Source organism: Sphingobium sp. TomTYG65 (assembly GCF_055395525.1).
In genome coordinates this window covers 1,847,251-1,867,525 of the sequence record NZ_AP027330.1, presented here as the reverse complement: position 1 = coordinate 1,867,525, position 20,275 = coordinate 1,847,251, and the positions used below count along the sequence as shown (strand labels likewise).

Annotated in this window: 18 protein-coding genes; 15 read left to right on the top strand and 3 right to left on the bottom strand. The window is 64.3% G+C overall.

Annotated features, from left to right (window positions below):
- Window positions 1-140 precede the first annotated feature (140 nt).
- Window positions 141-1,502 (bottom strand): sulfotransferase family protein, encoded by a 1,362-nt coding sequence (locus ACZ5Y5_RS09170; RefSeq protein ID WP_464808344.1) that lies wholly within the window; start codon window positions 1,500-1,502, stop codon window positions 141-143.
- A gap of 422 nt (window positions 1,503-1,924) precedes the next feature.
- Here ACZ5Y5_RS09170 and ACZ5Y5_RS09165 point away from each other — a divergent pair, with 422 nt between their 5' ends.
- Window positions 1,925-3,307 carry a methyltransferase domain-containing protein gene (locus tag ACZ5Y5_RS09165; RefSeq protein WP_464808343.1) on the top strand — a complete coding sequence of 461 codons (1,383 nt, stop codon included), beginning with the start codon at window positions 1,925-1,927 and terminating at the stop codon, window positions 3,305-3,307.
- Here the strand turns inward: ACZ5Y5_RS09165 and ACZ5Y5_RS09160 are convergent.
- Window positions 3,246-4,370 (bottom strand): hypothetical protein, encoded by a 1,125-nt coding sequence (locus tag ACZ5Y5_RS09160; RefSeq protein ID WP_464808342.1) that lies wholly within the window; start codon window positions 4,368-4,370, stop codon window positions 3,246-3,248. The genes ACZ5Y5_RS09165 and ACZ5Y5_RS09160 overlap by 62 nt on opposite strands.
- Window positions 4,371-4,668: 298 nt before the next feature.
- Between ACZ5Y5_RS09160 and ACZ5Y5_RS09155 the strand changes: the two genes are divergently transcribed.
- The 12 genes from ACZ5Y5_RS09155 to ACZ5Y5_RS09100 all read left to right on the top strand — a co-directional run bounded on the left by ACZ5Y5_RS09155 (window position 4,669) and on the right by ACZ5Y5_RS09100 (window position 17,445).
- Window positions 4,669-5,664: a HEPN domain-containing protein gene (locus tag ACZ5Y5_RS09155; protein ID WP_464808341.1), complete on the top strand. Its 996-nt coding sequence runs from the start codon at window positions 4,669-4,671 to the stop codon at window positions 5,662-5,664.
- Window positions 5,665-5,865: 201 nt separating this feature from the next.
- Window positions 5,866-7,896, top strand: coding sequence for a conjugal transfer protein TraG (locus tag ACZ5Y5_RS09150; protein WP_464808340.1), 2,031 nt, complete (start codon window positions 5,866-5,868; stop codon window positions 7,894-7,896).
- A gap of 126 nt (window positions 7,897-8,022) precedes the next feature.
- The gene (gene trbB, locus ACZ5Y5_RS09145; RefSeq protein ID WP_464808339.1) at window positions 8,023-9,036 is read left to right on the top strand and encodes a P-type conjugative transfer ATPase TrbB; all 1,014 of its coding nucleotides are present in this window, start codon (window positions 8,023-8,025) and stop codon (window positions 9,034-9,036) included.
- Window positions 9,037-9,038: 2 nt separating this feature from the next.
- The gene (locus ACZ5Y5_RS09140; RefSeq protein ID WP_464808338.1) at window positions 9,039-9,374 is read left to right on the top strand and encodes a TrbC/VirB2 family type IV secretion system protein; all 336 of its coding nucleotides are present in this window, start codon (window positions 9,039-9,041) and stop codon (window positions 9,372-9,374) included.
- Window positions 9,371-9,646 (top strand): VirB3 family type IV secretion system protein, encoded by a 276-nt coding sequence (locus ACZ5Y5_RS09135; RefSeq protein ID WP_464808337.1) that lies wholly within the window; start codon window positions 9,371-9,373, stop codon window positions 9,644-9,646. Before ACZ5Y5_RS09140 ends, ACZ5Y5_RS09135 begins: the two co-directional genes overlap by 4 nt.
- A complete protein-coding gene (gene trbE, locus ACZ5Y5_RS09130) occupies window positions 9,640-12,090 on the top strand; it encodes a conjugal transfer protein TrbE (RefSeq protein WP_464808336.1) in 2,451 nt (816 codons plus the stop codon). Before ACZ5Y5_RS09135 ends, trbE begins: the two co-directional genes overlap by 7 nt.
- 11 nt (window positions 12,091-12,101) lie before the next feature.
- On the top strand, window positions 12,102-12,887 hold the full coding sequence (trbJ, locus tag ACZ5Y5_RS09125) for a P-type conjugative transfer protein TrbJ (RefSeq protein WP_464808335.1): 786 nt from the start codon (window positions 12,102-12,104) through the stop codon (window positions 12,885-12,887).
- Between the two features lie 116 nt (window positions 12,888-13,003).
- Entirely contained in the window at window positions 13,004-14,305 is a 1,302-nt protein-coding gene (gene trbL, locus ACZ5Y5_RS09120) for a P-type conjugative transfer protein TrbL (RefSeq protein ID WP_464808334.1), read from the top strand.
- A gap of 3 nt (window positions 14,306-14,308) precedes the next feature.
- Window positions 14,309-15,133: a conjugal transfer protein TrbF gene (gene trbF / locus ACZ5Y5_RS09115; RefSeq protein ID WP_464808333.1), complete on the top strand. Its 825-nt coding sequence runs from the start codon at window positions 14,309-14,311 to the stop codon at window positions 15,131-15,133.
- Complete coding sequence (trbG, locus tag ACZ5Y5_RS09110; protein WP_464808332.1) at window positions 15,130-15,990, top strand: P-type conjugative transfer protein TrbG; 861 nt, start codon at window positions 15,130-15,132, stop codon at window positions 15,988-15,990. Before trbF ends, trbG begins: the two co-directional genes overlap by 4 nt.
- Window positions 15,987-17,216, top strand: a complete 1,230-nt coding sequence (locus ACZ5Y5_RS09105) for a TraB/TrbI/VirB10 family type IV secretion system protein (RefSeq protein ID WP_464808331.1) — start codon at window positions 15,987-15,989, stop codon at window positions 17,214-17,216. The genes trbG and ACZ5Y5_RS09105 overlap by 4 nt, the downstream gene beginning before the upstream one ends.
- A 10-nt stretch (window positions 17,217-17,226) precedes the next feature.
- Complete coding sequence (locus ACZ5Y5_RS09100; protein ID WP_464808330.1) at window positions 17,227-17,445, top strand: DUF2274 domain-containing protein; 219 nt, start codon at window positions 17,227-17,229, stop codon at window positions 17,443-17,445.
- A 436-nt stretch (window positions 17,446-17,881) separates the two neighbouring features.
- On the opposite strand, the gene ACZ5Y5_RS09095 is transcribed toward ACZ5Y5_RS09100, so the two are convergent.
- A complete protein-coding gene (locus ACZ5Y5_RS09095; protein WP_464808329.1) occupies window positions 17,882-18,046 on the bottom strand; it encodes a hypothetical protein in 165 nt (54 codons plus the stop codon).
- A gap of 667 nt (window positions 18,047-18,713) precedes the next feature.
- On the opposite strand from ACZ5Y5_RS09095, the gene ACZ5Y5_RS09090 reads away from it, so the two are divergent.
- The gene (locus ACZ5Y5_RS09090) at window positions 18,714-19,262 is read left to right on the top strand and encodes an RNA polymerase sigma factor (RefSeq protein ID WP_464808328.1); all 549 of its coding nucleotides are present in this window, start codon (window positions 18,714-18,716) and stop codon (window positions 19,260-19,262) included.
- On the top strand, window positions 19,255-20,247 hold the full coding sequence (locus ACZ5Y5_RS09085) for a FecR family protein (protein ID WP_464808327.1): 993 nt from the start codon (window positions 19,255-19,257) through the stop codon (window positions 20,245-20,247). The genes ACZ5Y5_RS09090 and ACZ5Y5_RS09085 overlap by 8 nt, the downstream gene beginning before the upstream one ends.
- The last annotated feature ends 28 nt before the right edge of the window (window positions 20,248-20,275 follow it).

Genomic DNA, 20,275 nt, shown 5'->3' with positions numbered 1-20,275 from the left:
ATGGAGCGCCTTATGGCAGCAATATGAGGGGCAATCACTATGAATCATGAGGTGAGTCGTCTATTTTAATCGACGAACGTTCATGAGCGTTCACCTGGAGGATTTAGGTTTAATCCATCGTCTTCGATTTGGATGCGGCCTCAACCGCCGATACAAGCCTTTAACTGCGTCGTGAAATGGCGCTCGCGCTCTTCGAATGGCCAAGCCGCGTCGGTCCAGGGGAGTTTGTCCATCGGCTCTCCTTCCAACATTCCCCGATAAAGCGTGTCGAGGCGAGACCATTCCTCCTGCTCGAGAATGTTGTCGCCCACCCCGCTCGTATCCCCCGAACTGTTGATGGTCTTTCCCATCGTCCGGGCGGCCTGCGCGTAACCGGGCTCATCCAGGAAATCGAACCACTGGCGAACCAGCCGGGCGGGCTCTTTCTGGAGCAGGTCGAACGGGGTCAGCATGACGCGGGCCGGCCCCAGCCGCTGAAGCGTTTCATAGCCGTTTTTGGACATGGTCTCCCATATCCGTACTGCCTCTGATGCCGATTGATCGACACCGCCAGCGTTGGAGTGCTTCATCAGGGACCGGATCACCTGCCGGGGATCGCGCAGCATGAAGATGAATTGCGCGCGCTCGAACATGCGCGCGAGGCCCAGGGCCATCCCCGTATTTTCCGGCGTTCCATCGACCCACCGCTTCTTGGGCGCGGAAGGCGACCGGCGTAGGGCGAAGCGGTGATCATAGCCTTCGTCCATCCGGCCGATGCGCATGGTATCGACTTCGCGAATTCGCCTGTCGCTCATGGCGCGATGCAGCTGGTCGATCGACCACCCCTGCCAACGCAGAAAATCGGCCTTGTCGAGATTATAGATGTCTGGGGCCGAACCCTGGTCTTTCTGCGCCATCTCATAGGCGGACACCGCGCTCAGATAGAGCATTGTCAGCCAGTTGGTCTCTTCGAGCGGCGTGATGTTGGGATGCTGGCCCAGCGCCCAGGTGGCAATGCTGGTACCCGACCGATAGGAACCGATGACGAAGATCGGCTGGGCCGCGGGTGCGTCGAAAAAATCACGGGTGGGAAGAGCAGCGGACCTGGACGAAAATCCCGACCGTCGGGACACGGGGCCAAGGCCGCAACGCATCTTTACGAGGCGGACCACCGTTTCCTGGCCATCGGGGCCGGAACTCCGGGGCCCCACTTCGGACAGAATTTCGACGCGCAACGGACCACGTCCGACGGCAGGAACGGTCAGGTCGATCCGATGCGTCTCACGTTCCTCCTCAACCTCGAAACAATGCGCGAGTGTCCCATTCACCATCACCTGTACAAGAAAGGGAAAATATCGGTAGGCGTCGCGGTCGAGGCTTTGAAACTCCAGGCTAATCTGATTGGCCGAAGGGGTAGGTTGAAGCAGCAGGCATGCGGAGCGAGGCAGATCGACACAGATATCACCGTCCGTCCAGTTCCCTACTTCGAAGCTGCGTTCGAACGCTCGCCCGTTGCACACCATTTACCACTTCCCAAATTGACGATAGCCCTTGAGAGCGCCCGTACAAAGGATGCGGTGCGCTGCATAGCGTTTGTTGATGCGGACAATCTTGCCAAGGTCGGAAGAAGCGCGCCGTCCCTTCCCGCGCCACCATAGGCCGGCCGCTCGACCGTTTCTCCCGGCTCCGTTGGCTGCGTAATCGATCATCACCGACAATGCCTGCCATCGCGCCCGTGCGGAGGCCCTTCGATCTGGCCGCTTTCGCGGGGCATTGCACCACCTTGCGATACCATACCCAGGGACGCCGCTGAATGTTGGCAGGCTGATGATGCATATGGCGTCAGCCCGCGCTTGCCGATAAAGGGAGGCAGGCTCGGCGGCTTCTTTCTCGTTGGCCGTTCAAATTTCTTTCGTCGTGGCTGGTCGCGTGGGGGCGGAGCGGAATGGTTGTCTTTACGCGGGACGCATTGGCGGATCTGATCGCCGTGACAGGGTCGCAGGTCGGGGAGTTCAGTTATGGCGTCCCTGCCGTGCGATGGTGGGGGGAGGCGGCGAAGCTGAAGGTCGGCTGCTTTTGCTCGATAGCCGAGGGCGTGACGCTGTTCCTGGGAGGCAATCATCGCGCTGACTGGGTCACAACTTACCCCTTCAGCGTCCTTGACGACTGGCCTGTCGCTGCGGAGATAGCGGGGCATCCCTCGACTAACGGCGATGTGGTGATCGGCAACGACGTCTGGATCGGCGCGGGCAGCACTATATTGTCGGGTGTCGTGGTCGGCGATGGCGCCATCATCGCGGCCGGAGCGATGGTCACCCGCGATGTACCGCCCTACGCCATCGTCGGCGGCAACCCCGCGAAGCTGATCCGGATGCGCTTTCCTCCGGCCGAGATCGAGGCCCTGTTATCGATCGCCTGGTGGAACTGGCCGAAGGACCGGATCGATGCCGGCCTGCATCGCCTTCTCAGCGGCGACGTTTCCGGCTTCATCGCCTGGGCCGAAGGGAGGGACGTCCCGGCGCCCTTCGCCCCCCATGGATCGCATCAGGACAAGAGGGAGAATAGCATGACCGACCTCGAAGAGGTTAAGGGTAGAAAATGGTTCTATGAATTCGATCTGCCCGACGGCAGTCGGACCGAATGTGACATTCCCCCCGCTGTGGCGGTCATCCACGAGACCCGTCTCAACAAGTTGCGGGAGGTGATCGAGCAGCGCGTGCCACCGCAGGATCGGACCCTCGCGATCGATCTGGCCTCGCATGAGGGGTTTTTCAGTCTGGAACTGGCGCGTCACTTCGCGGCGGTGAAGGGAATGGAAATCCGCGAGGAGAGCATTGTCGCGGCGCGCCTGATTGCCAGGGCCAAGGACGTCCAGAATGTCGAATTCGGCCAGGTGGACCTGCAGAAGGCGACCCTTGAGGAGGAAGAGAGGGCTGATTTCGTTCTGCTATATGGCCTGCTCTATCATGTCGAAAATCCGCTACACGTCCTGCGCTTGAGTTCTCGACTGAGCCGCAAGCATATTCTGATCGAGACGCAGATCATGCCCTACGACATCCGTGGGCCGATTGAAGACGGCTCCTATAACTGGATGCGCAGCGTGGAAGGCGTGTTTGCGATCTCTCCCGACTATCCCACGTCCCGTGAAGGCGGCTCCACAGATATCGCGCTCATTCCGTCGTTGAACGGCTTGGTGTTTCTAATGCGTCATTTCGGGTTTGCCGATGTTCACGTCTTGAATTTCGCTCAGAATGATTATGAACAGTTCAAACGAGGGTCGAGGGTGATCGTCTATGGCTGCAAGAATGACCCTGCGCCTCAGCCTTGATGTAAGCGCGAAGCTGGGGACCATGCGTCCGGCTTCGCGCGGTTCGGGGCGCAAGTTTCGGCCTTCTGGCAGGGGTGTGGCCGACATTCACGTTCAGCGCTGAACCCGTTTCAATGTAGAAAAATGCGCCCGCCACGGGGATGAACGCAAGGACAGAGTTGCGGGCGCATATCGTGCGTAACCATGTCGCGCTAGGCATGAGCGTTTCATTCCTCAGAAGCGGATCCTGACCCCCCAATGTGGCGCCATGCCCATTGCTATCCGCCCCAAATTCACTGTCTGCTCCAAAGAAGAGAGCCGCCATTTGCGATAGCTTCACACTTGCGCCTGCTTTCACGGTGGCGAGCGTGCCGCTGCGGTGCACGCCGGGGACGGTCATTTCATCGGGCACCCCCGCATAGGCCGTCACCGCCCATGTCCGGTTGCCGCTTAGTTGGTGCAGAACACCGGCGGAGAGCCATGGACTCAGGCGCGACTCGGGCGAACCATGGCCGGCCGCGATCGTCAGCGCGCCGGTCGTGAAATCGCCTGATAGGGCCAGCGTGCCACTGTCCTGACGGGTGTGTTCGAAGCCGGTGAACCCAGCGACGCGCAGTTCCTGCGGGGCGGCGTCCGTGCCGCCCGTCGCCAGGATCAGCAGATCGTCGCTGCCGTTGGCGATGACTGGGCCGTCGACAGAGGCCCCCGCACTGACGGTGAAGCTGTTGCTGCCGCTGCCCAGCGTGACGGGACCGGCGATGCCGCCCCGATTGATGAAGCTGTTCGTGCCGCCCGCGAAGCTCAGCGCGCCTTTGATGGTTACGAGATTGGTGAGGCTGTTCGTGCCCTCGGCAAAGACGGTGCTGGTATCGCTGGCGGTTTGCGGCGTTTGGCCCACGTCCAGCGTCAGCTGCGCGTCGCGTAGGATCAGGCTGTCGATGCTGAGCAGGCCATTGGTGGTGATCGTGCCATTGGCTGGTGAGCGACTCGCTTTCGAAGCTGACGATCTTGTCGAGCATCGCCTGATCCAGGAGGCCGCCGCTGCTGACGTCGATGATCGGCGCGTCGGAGCCCGGGCCGCCAATCGACGATACCGTTCTGGGTGGCACGCAGGCCATGGGTGAAGCAATCGTCGCCTTCGCTCAGATACACATTGCCGTTGATAGTCCCGTAATTCGCCATCTCGTCATCGCGCGCAGCGTTTCCCGCGCGTAGTCTGTAAAGGACCTGAGAGTTAGCAACTTGGAGCAAGTTGGTTCTCGGTGGACGATCCTCTCTACCGCGCGGAGTCTCATGTTCGGGTGTACCCAAGCAGTGGGTTCAGTCTAAACCTCTGTACTTCACGATCGGACTTGGGTTCGCTGGGGCCAGTTTCACTCACAATGATTTTGGTGCAAGGCGAACACCTCGGAAGCATTTTGGTTTTCCTCTTGGCATTGCGAGTAAAAACCGCGATTCTTACGCGCATGAGGACAAGCCTCAATCATCTGCCCGAAGGCAAGCAGCGCGAGCTCGCGCATGTGGTCGAGACCGTGCAAGCGGGGTTCGCGCGGGCCAAGGCGCAGCGCACTCAGCCGCGCTATCGCGAGGGCAAGCTGCTCAAGATCATACTGTTCGGCAGCTATGCGCGAGGCGACTGGGTCGAAGATCCGGTGGGCCGTTATTACTCCGATTATGATCTGCTGGTGGTCGTCAATCATGATGATCTCACCGACATTGCCGAATTCTGGGAAAAGACGGAGGCGCAGCTTCTCGCCGACCTTTCGGCGGGCACGATCCTGCGCACGCCGGTTAGCCTCATCTATCACAGCTTGGATGATGTGAATGATAAGCTGCGGCTCGGGCGCTACTTTTTCATGGATATTTTGCGCGATGGCATCGGCTTGTTCGAGGAGCCGAACCACCCTTTTGTCGAGCCGCAGCCACTATCGCCGGATCAGGCGCTGAAGGAGACGCAGGACTATTTCGATGAATGGTTCGAGAGTGCGGAACGCTTCTTGATCAACGCGACGGATAATGCGGCACGTCGATGGAACAAGGAAGCGGCGTTCCTTTTCCACCAAGCCACTGAGCGCTTCTATCACTGCTTATTCTTAGTCCGCACTTTGTATAGCCCCAAGAGCCATAATCTAAATCGGCTGCGCGATCTGGCCGAGGAGTTGGACCCGTCGCTTAAAACTGTCTGGCCGCGCGAAAGTCGGTTCGAGAAGCGCTGCTATGCGCTGCTGCGCGACGCGTATATCAAGGCCCGCTATTCGCGTGCATACCATATCACCCAGAAAGAATTGGACTGGATTGCGCAGCGCGTCGCCCTGCTGCAGAGCCTCGTGCGGGAGGCTTGCGAACGCCGGATCGAAAGCCTCGCCCAGGCCGCCTAGGCCAGTTTGCCTGCAGTAACATTCTCTAAAACTCGTCGCAGTGCGGACACGACAGCTGGGCTTCCCCCTGAGGCTCGCGGTTTCGTACCGCGTGAACCCGCGCGAGCCCTTCAGCCCCCATCAGCATCCTTCAAACTTCCACATCCGTAAGGGATTGTAAGGCCGCCCCAGCCGATCCTGCAAGGGGGCGGGAGCCTCATGATGACGCCCACCAAATTGTTGCTCGGTCAGATCCTGATAGTGGTCATGATCGTCCTCGTGGGGCTATCGGCCGGGACGCAATGGGCGGCTGCAATGCTCGCCTATCAGCCGCAATTGGGGCCGCCCTGGTTCCTTCTGGGTGAGACGCCGATCTATCGCCCATGGGCGTTATTCGGCTGGTGGTTCCATTATGACGCCTACGCGCCGCTTGTCTTTGACAAGGCAGGCGCGCTTGCGGCGGCGAGCGGTTTTGTTGGCTGCGGCGCCGCCATCTTCGGCTCTCTGTGGCGCGCGCGGCAGTCGCGCCGCGTCACGACCTACGGATCCGCGCGGTGGGCCAGCGAGCGCGAGATCGGCCGCGCCGGGCTGCACTGCGACGCAGGCGTCATGCTTGGAACGTTTCGCGGACGCTATCTGCGTCATGATGGTCCGGAACATGTCATGGCCTTTGCCCCGACACGCTCGGGCAAGGGGGTGGGCCTTGTGGTTCCAACCCTGCTGTCCTGGACGGGTTCGGCCGTCATTCACGACATCAAGGGGGAGAATTGGGCGCTGACCGCAGGCTGGCGCAGCCGCTTCTCCCACTGTCTCCTCTTCAGTCCCACGGATCTTGCGTCAGCCCATTATAACCCGCTGCTGGAGGTCCGCCGCGGTCTGGAGGAGGTGCGCGACGTTCAGAATATCGCCGATATTCTCGTCGATCCCGAGGGTGCGCTTGAACGCCGCAACCATTGGGAAAAGACCAGCCATTCGCTGCTGGTGGGCGCGATCCTCCACATACTTTATGCGGAGGAGGAAAAGACACTCGCCCGGGTCGCGACATTTCTCTCGGACCCGCAGCGCGGCTTTGTCGCAACCCTGCGGCAGATGATGGCCACCAATCATTTGGGCGATGAGCAGCATCCGCAGGTTCACCCGGTGGTCGCCTCGGCCGCGCGCGAGCTGCTCAACAAGAGCGAGAATGAGCGATCCGGCGTGCTCTCCACTGCCATGTCCTTCCTCGGCCTCTATCGCGACCCGACCGTTGCGGCGGTCACTTCCCGCTGCGACTGGCGTATCGCTGACCTGATCGAAGGCGAGCGCCCCTGTTCTCTCTACCTGGTCATTCCGCCCTCGGATATCAGCCGCACAAAACCGCTGGTCCGTCTCATCCTCAACCAGATTGGTCGCCGCCTCACCGAGAAGCTCGACGACGTGGGTAAGGGAGCGTCAGGGCACAAGCTTCTTCTGATGCTTGATGAATTTCCGGCGCTCGGCCGCCTCGACTTCTTCGAGACAAGTCTTGCCTTCATGGCGGGCTATGGCATCCGCGCCTTTCTGATCGCCCAGAGCCTCAACCAGATCGACAAGGCCTATGGCGAGCATAATGCAATCCTCGACAATTGTCATGTCCGCGTAGCTTTTGCGACCAATGACGAGCGGACGGCGAAGCGGATCTCGGACGCCCTTGGCACCGCGACCGAGCAGCGCGCGATGCGCAACTATGCCGGACATCGCCTTGCGCCCTGGCTTGCCCATGTGATGGTCAGCCGACAGGAGACTGCGCGTCAGCTCCTGACGCCAGGCGAAGTGATGCAGCTGCCCGCCGAGGACGAACTGGTGCTGGTCGCCGGCGTCCCGCCGATCCGGGCGCGCAAGCTGCGCTATTATCGCGACAGCAATTTCACGCGCCGCCTTGCGCCCGCCCCGAGGCTGGCTTCGGCGCTGGTGCGCTATGCGGACTCTCCGAAACCGCAGGTTGATGACTGGTCTGATCATGTTCGCGGACCCGACAACCGGCTGCGGCCGGCAGAAGAGTGGATCGGAGACGAAGAGGGTGGCGGCATGGAGCAGCAGCGTCACCCTGGCCTTGCAGAGCAGTCTGAGCAGCGTGCCGACCCAGCCGATGCTGGCGACGTGCACCTCCTAGACGATGATCAGGATGTCGCGGCCGACAAGCGCGTCATGGATCAGGCCCAAGGCCTCAGTCCGCTCGCCCGCGGCTATGCGATCAACGAGAGCGCCGATCGCGGCGTCATTCCTGGGATGTGAGGCGCTTCATGGAACCGCTGCCGCATCTCCTCGCCCACCGCAATCTCAAGGGTGCGACTGAAGGGCCGTTTGATCGTGTGCGCGCGAGAACAAAGACCAGGTTGGCTGCGAGTAAAGAGGTCTGGCATGAGAAACACCGTCTTGATACCTGAAGCTGTCCCGGGTTCCGACACCCGCCGCCGCGGCATGTTGCGCACGGCGATGGGGCCGGCGATCGCCGCGGCCCTTTCAGATCCTCGCGTCATCGAGATCATGGTCAATCCGGACGGCGCGCTGCGCGTCGATATTCTGGGTGAGGGTCGGACCGATACCGAGGTGCGGGTGGGCGCGGCCGAGGTCGAGCGGATCATCCGCCTGGTCGCATCGCATGCCCGCCTCGAAATCGACCGCGAACATCCGATCGTCTCAGCCGAGCTGCCGTCCCATGGTTCTGGCGCGGGCGAACGGTTCGAGGGGCTGCTGCCGCCTGTTTCCACGGGCCCCTGTTTCTCGATCCGCAAGCCCGCGGCCCGCATCTACCGGCTGAACGACTACGTCGCTGACGGCATCATGGCGAGCGAGGTGGCGCGGCTGCTGCGGGAGGCGGTCGCCGCCCGCCGCAACATCCTCGTCGCGGGCGGGACCAGCTCGGGCAAGACCACGCTCGCCAATGCCTTGCTCGCCGAAATGGCACAAGGCGACGAGCGCTTGATCCTGATCGAGGACACGCGCGAGCTGCAGTCGCCTGCCGCTGACACGGTGGCGCTGCGCACCCGACCGGGGGCGGTGACCATGGGCGACCTCGTCCGCTCGACCCTCCGGCTGCGCCCTGACCGCATCATTGTCGGCGAAGTGCGCGGGCCGGAGGCGCTGGAGATGCTCAAGGCCTGGAATACGGGCCATCCTGGCGGCATCGCCACCATCCACGCGAACAGCGCCTCCTCCTCTCTCTACCGCCTGGAGCAGCTGATCCAGGAAGCGGTGGTGACGGTACCGCGTCCGCTGATCGCCGACGCCATCGACCTCATTGTCTACATCGCCGGCCGCGGCGCCGAGCGGCGCGTCGAGACCATTGTGCGGGTCGCCGGAATCGATCCCGACGGCGCCTACCGCCTCATCGATCTCATCACCGACGCTTGCCCGCATAGGGAAGGAGCCTGATCATGTCCTTTATCTGCTTGTCTCTCCGCCGCCATGCCCTGGCTGCCTGTATCGCCTTGGGCTTGAGCATCGCGACGGCCGGCACGGCTTATGCCAGCGGGTCGGGCATGCCTTGGGAACAGCCACTCCAACAGGTGCTGGAGTCGGTCCAGGGGCCGGTGGCGAAGATCGTCGCGGTCATCATCATCATCACCACGGGTCTGACCTTGGCCTTTGGCGAGACGGCGGGCGGCTTCCGGCGGCTGATCCAGATCGTCTTCGGCCTCTCGATCGCCTTTGCCGCCAGTTCCTTCTTCCTGAGCTTCTTCAGTTTTGCCGGCGGAGCGCTGGTGGCATGATCGTCCCGCACGCCGCCCCGGTCGAGGGGTTCGAAACGCCGATCCATGCCAGTCTGGGATCGCCCATTCTGCTGGGTGGCGCGCCCCGCGCGATCGCGATCTTGAACGGGACGATCGCTGCTGCACTGGGTCTTGGTCTTCAGCAATGGCTGGTCGGGATCCTTTTCTGGCTGGGGGGCCACAGCGTTGCTGTCTTCGCGGCGCGCCGCGACCCTGACTTCGCGCCCGTGCTGCTGCGCCACCTGCGGCAGAAGGGGCATCTCTCATGCTGAACCTTGCCGAATATCGCTCCCGCGCGGACCGGCTCGCCGATCATCTTCCCTGGGCGGCACTGGTTTCGCCTGGCATCATCCTCAACAAGGATGGCAGCTTTCAGCGTTCCTTCGCCTTTCGGGGACCGGACCTGGAAAGCGCGACCCAGGCCGAACTGGTAGGAACCTGTGCGCGGGCCAATAATGTCCTCAAGCGCCTTGGCTCGGGCTGGGCGCTGTTCTTCGAAGCCGAGCGGCGCGAGGCGCTTGGCTATCCTTCCAGCCGCTTTCCCGACGCCGCTTCCTGGCTGGTGGATGAGGAGCGGCGCGCCGGCTTTGAAAGCGCGGGGCGGCATTTCGAGAGCGTCTTTCATGCCACGCTTCTGTGGTTGCCGCCCGGCGACAGCAGCGAGAAAGCGGGCCGCGCGCTCGTGGAGCGGATGGAGGATCGGGCTCCGGGACGGGAGGGCCGCGACTGGCGCGCGGATCTTGCCCGCTTCATCGCCGAAACCGATCGGGTGCTCGACCTGCTTGCGAGCTTCATGCCCCATGTGCGGGCGCTCGATGACGGCGAAACCCTCAGCTATTTGCACGGCGCCGTCTCCTGCCATCGGCAGCTGGTCGGAGTGCCCGAGACCCCCATCTATCTTGACGCGCTGCTTGCCGACACGCCGCTGACCGGTGGCCTTGAGCCCAAGCTCGGGGCCACGCATCTCCGTACGCTCACGATCCTCGGTTTCCCCGCCCTGAGTCGGCCGGCCATGCTGTCGGCGCTCGATGCGCAGGATTTTGGCTATCGCTGGATGACCCGCTTCATCGCGCTCGACAAAAGCGACGCCACCAGGGTGCTGACGCGGATCCGGCGGCATTGGTTCAACAAGCGCAAATCCATCACCGCGCTGCTGCGGGAAGTGATGTACAATCAGCCGACGCAGCTTCTCGACAGCGATGCCGACAATAAGGTGGCGGATGCGGATGTCGCGCTGCAGGCGCTGGGCGGCGACCATGTCGCCTTTGGCTATCTCACCACCACCATCACCGTCATGGACAGCGACCGTGCGCGCGCCGAGGAAAAGGTTCGCGCTATCGAGCGGGTGGTGCATGGCCTGGGTTTCACCTGCATGCGCGAGCGCCTCAATGCGGTCGAGGCCTGGCTGTCCTCGCTGCCGGGCCAGGCCTATGCCAATGTCCGCCAGCCGCTCGTGCATACATTGAACCTCGCCCATCTCATGCCCCTGTCGGCGGTCTGGGCTGGACCGGCCGACAACCGCCATCTCGGCGGGCCGCCCTTGCTCTATGCGCAGACCAGCGGGTCAACGCCCTTCCGCCTGTCCACCCATGTCGGCGATGTCGGCCATATGCTGGTTGTCGGACCGACGGGCGCGGGCAAGTCCGTGCTTCTGGCGCTGATCGCGCTTCAGTTCCGCCGCTATCGGCACGCGCAGCTCTTCCTCTTCGACAAGGGCTGGTCCGCCCGTGCTGCGGTGCTGGCGATGGGGGGCGCGCATCATCCGCTCGGGGCAGGGGAGGGGGATGCGCTCGCCTTCCAGCCGCTGCGCGCTATCGACCGGCCGGACGAGCGAAGCTGGGCAGCCGAATGGATCGCCAGTCTGCTGGCGCATGAGAAAATATTGGTGACGCCCGACGTGAAGGATGCGCTCTGGTCCGCGCTCGGCAGCCTCGCTTCAGCCCCGGTCGAGGAACGCACCCTGACGGGTCTTGCCATGCTGCTTCAGTCCAATGCGCTGCGCACCGCGCTTGCCCCCTATACGCTGGACGGTCCCCATGGCCGGCTGCTGGATGCTTCAGAACAGCAGCTGGCCCTTTCCGACGTGCACTGTTTCGAGACCGAAGCGCTGATGGGCCAGACTGGCGTGGCTGCGCCCGTGCTGACCTATCTCTTCCACCGGCTTGAGGAGCGGTTCGACGGCCGGCCGACATTGCTCATCCTCGATGAAGCCTGGATCTTCCTTGATCATCCGCTCTTCGCCGGTCGCATCCGCGAGTGGCTCAAGACGCTCAGGAAGAAGAATGTCGCGGTGCTCTTCGCGACGCAGAGCCTTGCCGATATCGCTGACTCCAGCATCGCGCCCGCCATTATCGAAAGCTGTCCGCAGCGGATCCTGCTGCCCAATGACCGGGCCATCGAGCCGCAAGGCCGGGCGGCCTATGCCCGCTTTGGCCTTAATGACCGGCAGATCGAACTAATCAGCCGGGCGACGCCCAAGCGTCATTATTATCTCCAGTCCGCCCGCGGCAATCGCTTGTTCGAACTGGGTTTGGGCCCTGTGGCGCTGGCCCTGTGCGGCGCCGCCGATCCCGCCACGCAGAAGCGGATCGACGCCCTGCTCGCGCAACATGACGCGTCAGACTTTGCCGTCCGCTTCCTCTCTGAGGCCGGGCTCGATTGGGCGGGGCCGCTGCTCGACCGCTTCTCCGACGCCTCGCTCTCCCGTCAACCCTAGGAGTGATCGCCATGCCTGCATCGTCCATTCACAGCCAGAAGGCTGCAAAGGTCAGTCGTTGGACCATTGCCCCCTATGCTGCCGCAGGCGCGCTGCGCCTTGTCCTCAGCGCCGGGATCCTGTTGCCAGTGCTGTTGCCCAGCGCGCCTGCCGGCGCCATCACCGTGTTCGATCCGAGCAACTACAGCCAAAATCTGCTCACCGCCGCACGGACATTGAGCCAGATCAACAATCAGATCCGCTCGCTCCAGAATGAGGCGCAGAGCTTGCTCAATCAGGCGAAGAATCTCAGCAGGATCAGCTTTCCCGAAATCGAGGCGGTTACCGCGACGCTGCGCCAGATTGACGCGCTGATGGGGGAGGCGAAGGGCATCCAATATCGCGTGACCGGGCTCGACCAGCAGTTCGCCGCGCTGTTTCCCACCGACTTCAGCCGGGCGCTCACCCTCAATCAACAGGTGGTCGCCGCACGAACCCGGCTTGAGACCCAGATGAAGGCCTATCGCCAGACAATGGCCGTCCAGGCGCAGGTGGTGGAGAATGTCGAGGCTGACGCGCGGACGTTGAGCGCGATCGTCGCCCGCAGCCAGGACGCGCAAGGCGCGCTCCAGGTCGGACAGGCGACAAACCAGCTGCTCACGCTCGCCGCCAAGCAGCAGTTCCAGCTGCAGAGCCTGATGGCGGCGCAATATCGCGCCCAGGCGATGGAGCAGGCGCGGGCGCTCCAGGCGCAGATCGACGCGCGCGCTGCAACCGCTCGTTTTCTCGGCTCGGGTTCTGCCTACCCACAACGGTAGGCGCGAGGCATGCCCTTGAGCAGCGGCGACATGCCCCTCCCGCCGCTGCCACCGCTTGAGGTCGGTCCCGCTCCCCAGGCCGGCCTCAAGCGGACCTGTCACAAGGACGAATGTCCATGAATGATCTTACCGTCATCGACCGCTTCCTCGCGGACTTCATCCGCTATATCGACAGCGGGTTCGGGCTTTTGGGTGGCGACGTCGCTTTTCTCACCAGCACGCTGATCGGCATCGACATCACCCTTGCCGGCCTCTTCTGGGCGATGGGCGGAGAGGATGACGTGATCGGCCGCTTCCTGCGCAAGATCCTCGCCGTTGGCGCCTTTGCATTCATCCTCAACAACTTCGCGAGCCTGGGCGAGATCATCTTCCGCTCCTTTGCCGCCGCGGGGCTCGCCGCCGGCGGCGGCACGCTGGCTGCAGAGGATCTGCTCAAGCCCGGGCGCCTCGCGGGCGCCGGCTTCGCCGCAGCCTGGCCGCTGCTCGATCAGGTCTCCAAGCTGCTCGGCTTCACCACCTTCTTCGACAATTTCCTGACGATCATGGTGCTGCTCCTCGCCTGGCTCTTGGTGATCCTCGCCTTCTTCCTCCTCGCGGTGCAGATTTTCGTGTGCATCGTCGAGTTCAAGCTGACGGCGCTTGCCGGTTTCGTGCTGGTGCCCTTTGCGCTCTGGAACCGGACCAGCTTTCTGGCCGAACGCGTCCTGGGAAGCGTCATCTCGTCCGGCATCAAGGTGATGGTGCTGAGCGTCATCATCGGCATCGGCAGCCATATCTTCGAGGAATTTGCCGGCGGGCTTCAGGGGCAGGAGCCCGACATCGGCGAGGCCATGAGCCTTGTGCTCGCCTCCTTGACGCTGCTTGGGCTCGGCATGTTCGGCCCGGCCATCGCGTCGGGTCTGGTGGCGGGGGCCCCGCAGCTCGGAGCCGGCGCCGCATTCGGGACGAGCGTTGGCGCAGCCGGTGCGGTCGCGCTCGGCGGCGGCGCGGCGCTCGGCGCGGCGCGCGCGACAGGCGGAGCCGCTTTGGGCGCGATCCGCGCCGGTGCCAGCATGGGCGCTGCGGCTTCCACCTCCTATCAGCTTGGCCAGTCGGCCGCAGGATCCTCCACCCTCGGCGCTGGCCTCGGCGGCATGGCGCGCAGCGCGGGAAATGCGCTTCGGCAGAAGGCATCCCGGGCTACCGGCCTGGAGGCGGCCGCCGCGCGTGGACGCAGCGCGGCGCGGGAGGCTTTCGAAGCCAAGGCAGCGGCAGAGCCCGTTGCCAGCCAACCGGCAGAAGGGCCACCCGCCTGGGCGCAGTCGCTCCGACGCCAGCAAAATGCCCGCCATCAGCGGCAGGTCGCCTTTCAGGCGCTCAAGGAGGGCGATCGTGGCGGCAGTGGGGCCCTTCCCGACATCAAGCAAAAGGAGGATTGAGCGATGATCTTCAAGCGCGCCGTCCAGCGCTATGGGCGCACCCCGCAGCCCGAAACCCCCTATCAGCGCGCCGGCCAGCTCTGGGACGATCGGATCGGCTCGGCCCGCGTCCAGGCCAGGAACTGGCGGCTGATGGCCTTCGGCACGCTTGGCTTGGGCGGCGTCATGGCCGCTGGTCTCCTCTGGCAATCGCAACAGAGCCGTGTCACCCCTTATGTGGTCGAGGTCGACAGGCTGGGCGAGGCGCGGGCGGTCAGCGAGGCTGAACGCGCCTATCAGCCGACGGACCCGCAGATCGCCTGGCATTTGGCGAAGTTCATCCAGTCTGTGCGCTCGATATCGCTCGATCCGGTACTGATGCGGCGAGACTGGCTCTCGGCCTATGATTTTGCGACCGAGCGCGGCGCCCGGTTCCTCAGTGACTACGCGCGCAGCGCCGATCCCTTTGCACGCATCGGCGAGCGCACCATCGCCGTGCAGGTGACGAGCGTTGTGCGCGCCTCCGACCGCTCCTTCCAGGTCAAATGGACCGAGGCGGCCTATGAACGGGGTAATGCAGCCGGGACCGCGCACTGGACCGGAATTCTGACGATCGTCATCCGGACCCCGGTCTCGGCCGATGTCCTGCGCAAGAACCCGCTTGGCATCTATGTCGATGCGATCGACTGGAGCCGCGAGCTGGATCCCCCTGCGACGGGAGCGCTTCCCCGCGCTGCCGCAGCGCCGCTTCCCGCTGTAGCGCCGCCGCTCGCCACCCCTCCGACCGAGCTCCCGTCGAATCCGGAGCCCGCCAACTCATCCCTCGCATCTTCGGAGAGCCAGCCATGAAAGACTATCATGTCAAGGCGTGCCTATTGAGCGCCGGTCTTCTGCTCGCCGCGTCGGGCGCAGCGGCATCGTCCCGGCCCGGCAAGGCAGCCGAGGATCTTGTGCTGCTGGCACAGGCCAACCGCGCAGCGACCATGGGCCTGCGCGCGGGCAAGTTCATCAACGGCGCGCAGGTCTATCCCTTCAGCGAAGGCGCGCTCTATCAGCTGATTGCAGCGCCTGAGCGGGTCACAGACATCGCGCTCCAGCCTGGAGAGACGCTGCTGTCGGTCGCGAGTGGCGACACGGTGCGCTGGGTGATCGGCGATACAAGCTCGGGCGGCGCTGCCGGGGCAAGCGCGCAAAAGCGCACCCATGTGCTGGTGAAGCCTTTCAGCGCCGGTCTTTCGACCAATCTGGTGATCACGACCGATCGCCGCAGCTACCATATCGCGATGACCAGCGTGGCGCGCACCGCCGTGGTCGCGCTCTCCTGGACCTATCCGCAGGACGCGCTGCTCGCGATGAAGCGCGCGGCGGCGGATGCGGACGCTGCAGCGCCCGTCGCCGGCGTTTCGCTTGATCAGCTCCACTTCAACTATGTTGTTTCCGGCGATCGGCCAACCTGGCGGCCGCTGCGCGCCTTTGACGATGGCCGCCAGACCTTCATAGAATTTCCCGCGACGCTCGCGGTCGGAGACGCTCCGCCGCTTTTCCTGCTGGGCGCGGGAGGAGAGGCGCAGCTCGTCAATTATCGCCTCAAGGGGCGCTTCTATGTGGTCGACCGGCTTTTCGATGCCGCTGAACTGCGTTTTGGCACCAAGCGCCAGCAGATTGTTCGGATCAACCGCGTCGCGCGCGGGCGGAGGGGTGCGTGAGCGCGTCAGGGGAAGCTTCTGGAGGGGTGGGGAGCCCGCCGCCTCCGCCGAAGGTCGATCCCGAGAGCCTCGCGCTCCGGGCCCAGCCAGGGCGGGCCATCCGGTTCAAGCGAGGCGCCATCGTCAGTCTCGCTGCGCTGCTGTCGGCCGGCCTGGTCGGCACGGCCTGGTTCGCCTTGCAGCCGACAGCGCTGCAGCGTGCCGTGAAAGGCGAGGACCAGGCGCTGGCGGCGAAGAGCCCGTCCGATGCGCTGAGCGGGCTCCCGCGAAGCTATGGCGAGGTTCCGCAGCTTGGCCCGCCGCTGCCCGGCGATCTGGGGCGGCCCATACTGGCGCGGGAGCGCGCCGACCTGGCCCCCGGGGACGCGGCGGTAGCCACAGCGCAGCAGGCGGCTGCCGCGGAGCGGGAGCGGCAGGCGGCCCAGCACAGGGCCGCGCTGGAGTCGGGATTGCTGGTACAATCGGGCGGCCGCGCTGAACCCGTCGGCGGAGGGGAAGCGCCTGCCGCAACTGTGACCGAGGCTCCTCGCGTCCCGCCCGGTCCTGAAGCGTGTCTCGCGCGCTGTCCGGGCGGCGCTCTTGACCAGGAGGGCAGCAAGGCCGACCTTGTAGCCGCGCTGGACAAGGGCGGCGACGTCAATCCGCACCGCCTCGTGCCGGCGCCCTCCGCGAACCTGCTCTCGGCGGGCAGCATCATCGCCGCAAGCCTCATCACGGGGCTGCGGTCCGACCTGCCCGGGCTGGTGATCGCCCAGGTGAGCGAGCAGGTGTTTGACAGCGCGACCGGCACTATCCTCCTCATTCCCCAGGGTGCGCGCCTCATCGGCAGCTATGATAGCAAGGTGGCCTTCGGGCAGAGCCGCGCCCTCATCGTCTGGCAGCGGATCATCTTCCCCGACGGCAGCGCGATTCGGCTCGACAATGAACCAGGAGCCGATCCGGCAGGCTATGCGGGGCTTGCCGACAGGGTGGATTTTCATGGCTGGAAGCTGCTCAAGGGCGCCGCCATCTCCACGCTGCTCGGCGTCGGCGCCAATCTGAGCCTGTCCGGAGAGAGCGACCTGGTCGAGGCGATCCGGGAGGCAAGCCAGCAGAATGTCACCCGCGCCGGCGAGCAGATCACCGCGCGCACTCTCGATATCCAGCCGACGATCACGATACGGCCCGGCGCCCCCGTCCGGCTGATCCTGCACCATGATCTCATACTTGCGCCCTGGCGCGGATAGGAGACGATTGATGCCCGAGCTTAAACTTCCGAGGTTGGCCGACCGGACGCCAGTCAGGCTGCAGATCCTTGTCCCACCCGATCTGCATCAGAGGCTGAACGACTATGCCGCACTCTATGCCGCGGCCTATGGCCGCGAGGAGCCGGTCGCCGCGCTTGTTCCGGCGATGCTGAGCGCCTTTCTCGACAGCGACAGGGCATTTCGCCGCTTCCGCGGTCGATCGGGATAGGCGCCCCGGGAAAGAGGCGGCACGCCCTTTGCGCCAGCACCCGCTGCGCGATCGGCGGCAGCTTCAGCATTGGTCGCCCGGCCAGGCGGGATCAGCAGGGGGGAGGAGTTTGCCTCAGGCGGCTAAAGCATGCGCGTGGCTGACCGGCTGCAGGGCGCCAATTGAACCGCTGCCGCTGACAATCGCCTGCCGCCTCTGGCGCTGCCTCTGGGTCAGCGCCACCGGCGATATCTCCCCACGGTCACGCATAGCGAAGGCCAGAAGAGCGTCTTCCCTATGTCGGAGAGCGTGTCGGCCTAGCGCCATGACCCATGATAGAGGTAATTCATGCCCTCGTTAATCAGCGCGATTTCCAGCACGAGCGAGACGGAGCGACTGCGCGCGCGACGTTATACCCGGCCCGCAGCTGCCTCCGTCTGCACCATGCTTTGCGCGGTCACAGAGAAGAGAGGGAGGGCCGCGCTGCCATGTCCGCCAACCGCATGTAGAAGCTGACCCAGGCCTCATGAACGGCGCGGATGTTCGGATCCTCCGCGCGCGCGGCGAGATCCTGGTTGCGCTTGAGCATGATCTTCAGACGTGCTCGGTTAGGGAGATCCATGGTCGCTTGACAATCCTCAACGCTTGGACTGTGCCAAAAGCTTTCGAGCCCGAGAAGTTCATCGCAAAGAGCGTTAACGCACGTGGCACGTGACACGTGACACCGGGCGCTTGCCGCCGCTCCTGCGCGCCGAACCGAGCCGAGGCGGCGGTCGCCGCGTGACGGAGAATGCCGCAGTCTGCGGGCGGCGTTGCCATAGCGGGACTGGCCGGGCCAATGTCGCTGCTACCGCCCCTCGCAACCGGCAAGCGATGTGGCCAGCAGCAGGCCTCGGCGCCTTCGCCGCCGCGGTCCAAAGCATAGCGAAGATAGGCTGGCAATGCTGCTGCGCCGCCTCTCACTATTATCGCAGTCAAACGGGCATGACGCTGCGGCTATAGCGCCGAAACGGCGAAGAATAGGTTGGTGATGATCCTCTCGCAGCCAGGCTTCCTCCAGCCTGTTGCATTGATCGTTCAATATGTTAGCTTGGGTTCGCGTCTTTATCTGAAGACGCCGAGGTTTGAGCTCCTCGCTTGAGAAAGATTAACTCGCCGCATTGCGGCCGGGTGGCCGATGCTATGTCCAGGCCAGTTTTCTGGCTAAAGGCATTGGCACGCGTCTCAAGCGCGACTCAACGCCCGGCTCATGCGGGCACTGCCTCGTTCGTTGCGAGGGAGTGCGGGCGGTGGGTTCACAGGCCGGAATAAGCGCCAGAGGCGCGCGCTGCGAGGGGGAGCAGCGCGATAGGCTCGACACGCTCTATCGCCAGGAGCGGTCCTCCTTGCTGGGCTTCCTCACCCGACGGACAGGTCGCGACAAGGCGGAGGATATCGTCCAGCAGATATTCAACCGGCTCGCGGCCAGACCCGCAACCGAAGAATCGCTCATGCACGCGCCCGCCGCCTATTTGCGAAAGGCTGCGCACAATATCCTGCGCGACGAAGCAAGAATGGCGACGCGCACCAGCGCGCACCACCATGTCGACATTGACGACATCGCGCTTGCGGGCAGCGACCCGGTGGCGGCGCTCGAAGCGCGGGACCGGCTCGCGCGCATTGAGCAGGCGGTCCTGCGGTTAAAGCCACTCACCCGCGAGATCTTCCTCGCTTGCCGCATCGATGGCTATAGCTATGCCGAAATTGCCGAGCGCACCGGCCTCAGCGTGAAAGGGGTGGAGAAGCAGATGAGCAGAGCGATCAAGATATTGGGGCGGCACTTGCGGGCCCATGACTGAGAGGCGGCAGGGCGAGATTCCCGACGCGATCCATGACGCGGCCGGGGAATGGCTGAACCGGCTGCAGGCCGGCGCGAGCCCGGCCACCGAGCGCGCCTTTCGGAGCTGGATGACGGCCGATCCCCGCCATGCTGCCGCCTTTGAACAGATCCGGAAGGACTGGCAGCTGGGCATGCTGCTGCGCGACCGCGCCGTCGGTCGGAACCGCTCCCTGCCGCGCGCGCCTTTCTGGATGCGGCAGAAGGTGCGGGCAGGCGCCGTCGGACTAGGCTTTGCCATCGCGCTTGGCCTTGTCACCGTCAGCCTCTTACGGCCCGGCGGTCCGATGGCATGGAGCTCTGCTGCGGAGGCTGCCGTCTATGAAACGGCGCGGGGCGAGATCCGCACCATTTCGCTCCCCGATGGTTCGCAGGCGATACTGGATACCGCCAGCCGGCTGCGGGTGGGGTTCACGTCGTCCGATCGCAGCGTGGCGCTCGAGGCCGGTCGGGCGCGTTTCACCACCATGGCAGATCCCCGCCGGCCCTTCCGGGTGCAGGTGCCAGCTGGAGAGGTGATCGCGCGCGGCACCGTCTTCGAGATCAGCCTGATCGAAAAGGCCCCCCTCGTAACGGCGTTTGAAGGCTTGGTTCAGCTTCAAGCCGGAAACGCCGCGTCCGCGCCCCGCCAGCTGCAGGCCGGGCAGAGCATGCGCCTGGGCGATGTGCTATCGCGCAAGACGATCTCAGCCCGGCCCGACTGGGTGTCGGGCATGCTGAGCGTCGACCATGCGCCGCTTGGCGAGACCATTGCGGCGATCAACCGCTACAATCATGTCCAGCTTCGCCTTGTCGATGCCGCGCTTGCGCAGCGCCGTGTGACCGGCGCCTTTCGCCTGCGGGATCCCTCAGGCTTTGCCGATGCGGTCGCGAGCAGCTTCGGCCTGCGGGTCAGGCGCGCGGAGGACCGCATTGTCCTGAGTGCGCCGCCTGCTCCGGGCCGCTGAAGAGCGGGTGAAAAAAAATGTAGGGTGA

What these genes read in the sequence shown, in the direction of transcription:
- ACZ5Y5_RS09150 (WP_464808340.1), top strand. Translation starts at nt 5,866, where the DNA reads ATGACGCCCACCAAATTGTTGCTCGGTCAGATCCTGATAGTGGTCATG.
- ACZ5Y5_RS09170 (WP_464808344.1), bottom strand. Translation starts at nt 1,502, where the DNA reads ATGGTGTGCAACGGGCGAGCGTTCGAACGCAGCTTCGAAGTAGGGAAC.
- ACZ5Y5_RS09095 (WP_464808329.1), bottom strand. Translation starts at nt 18,046, where the DNA reads ATGGATCTCCCTAACCGAGCACGTCTGAAGATCATGCTCAAGCGCAAC.
- trbL (WP_464808334.1), top strand. Translation starts at nt 13,004, where the DNA reads ATGAATGATCTTACCGTCATCGACCGCTTCCTCGCGGACTTCATCCGC.
- trbE (WP_464808336.1), top strand. Translation starts at nt 9,640, where the DNA reads ATGCTGAACCTTGCCGAATATCGCTCCCGCGCGGACCGGCTCGCCGAT.
- trbF (WP_464808333.1), top strand. Translation starts at nt 14,309, where the DNA reads ATGATCTTCAAGCGCGCCGTCCAGCGCTATGGGCGCACCCCGCAGCCC.
- trbG (WP_464808332.1), top strand. Translation starts at nt 15,130, where the DNA reads ATGAAAGACTATCATGTCAAGGCGTGCCTATTGAGCGCCGGTCTTCTG.
- trbB (WP_464808339.1), top strand. Translation starts at nt 8,023, where the DNA reads ATGAGAAACACCGTCTTGATACCTGAAGCTGTCCCGGGTTCCGACACC.
- ACZ5Y5_RS09085 (WP_464808327.1), top strand. Translation starts at nt 19,255, where the DNA reads ATGACTGAGAGGCGGCAGGGCGAGATTCCCGACGCGATCCATGACGCG.
- trbJ (WP_464808335.1), top strand. Translation starts at nt 12,102, where the DNA reads ATGCCTGCATCGTCCATTCACAGCCAGAAGGCTGCAAAGGTCAGTCGT.
- ACZ5Y5_RS09155 (WP_464808341.1), top strand. Translation starts at nt 4,669, where the DNA reads ATGATTTTGGTGCAAGGCGAACACCTCGGAAGCATTTTGGTTTTCCTC.
- ACZ5Y5_RS09140 (WP_464808338.1), top strand. Translation starts at nt 9,039, where the DNA reads ATGTCCTTTATCTGCTTGTCTCTCCGCCGCCATGCCCTGGCTGCCTGT.
- ACZ5Y5_RS09135 (WP_464808337.1), top strand. Translation starts at nt 9,371, where the DNA reads ATGATCGTCCCGCACGCCGCCCCGGTCGAGGGGTTCGAAACGCCGATC.
- ACZ5Y5_RS09100 (WP_464808330.1), top strand. Translation starts at nt 17,227, where the DNA reads ATGCCCGAGCTTAAACTTCCGAGGTTGGCCGACCGGACGCCAGTCAGG.
- ACZ5Y5_RS09165 (WP_464808343.1), top strand. Translation starts at nt 1,925, where the DNA reads ATGGTTGTCTTTACGCGGGACGCATTGGCGGATCTGATCGCCGTGACA.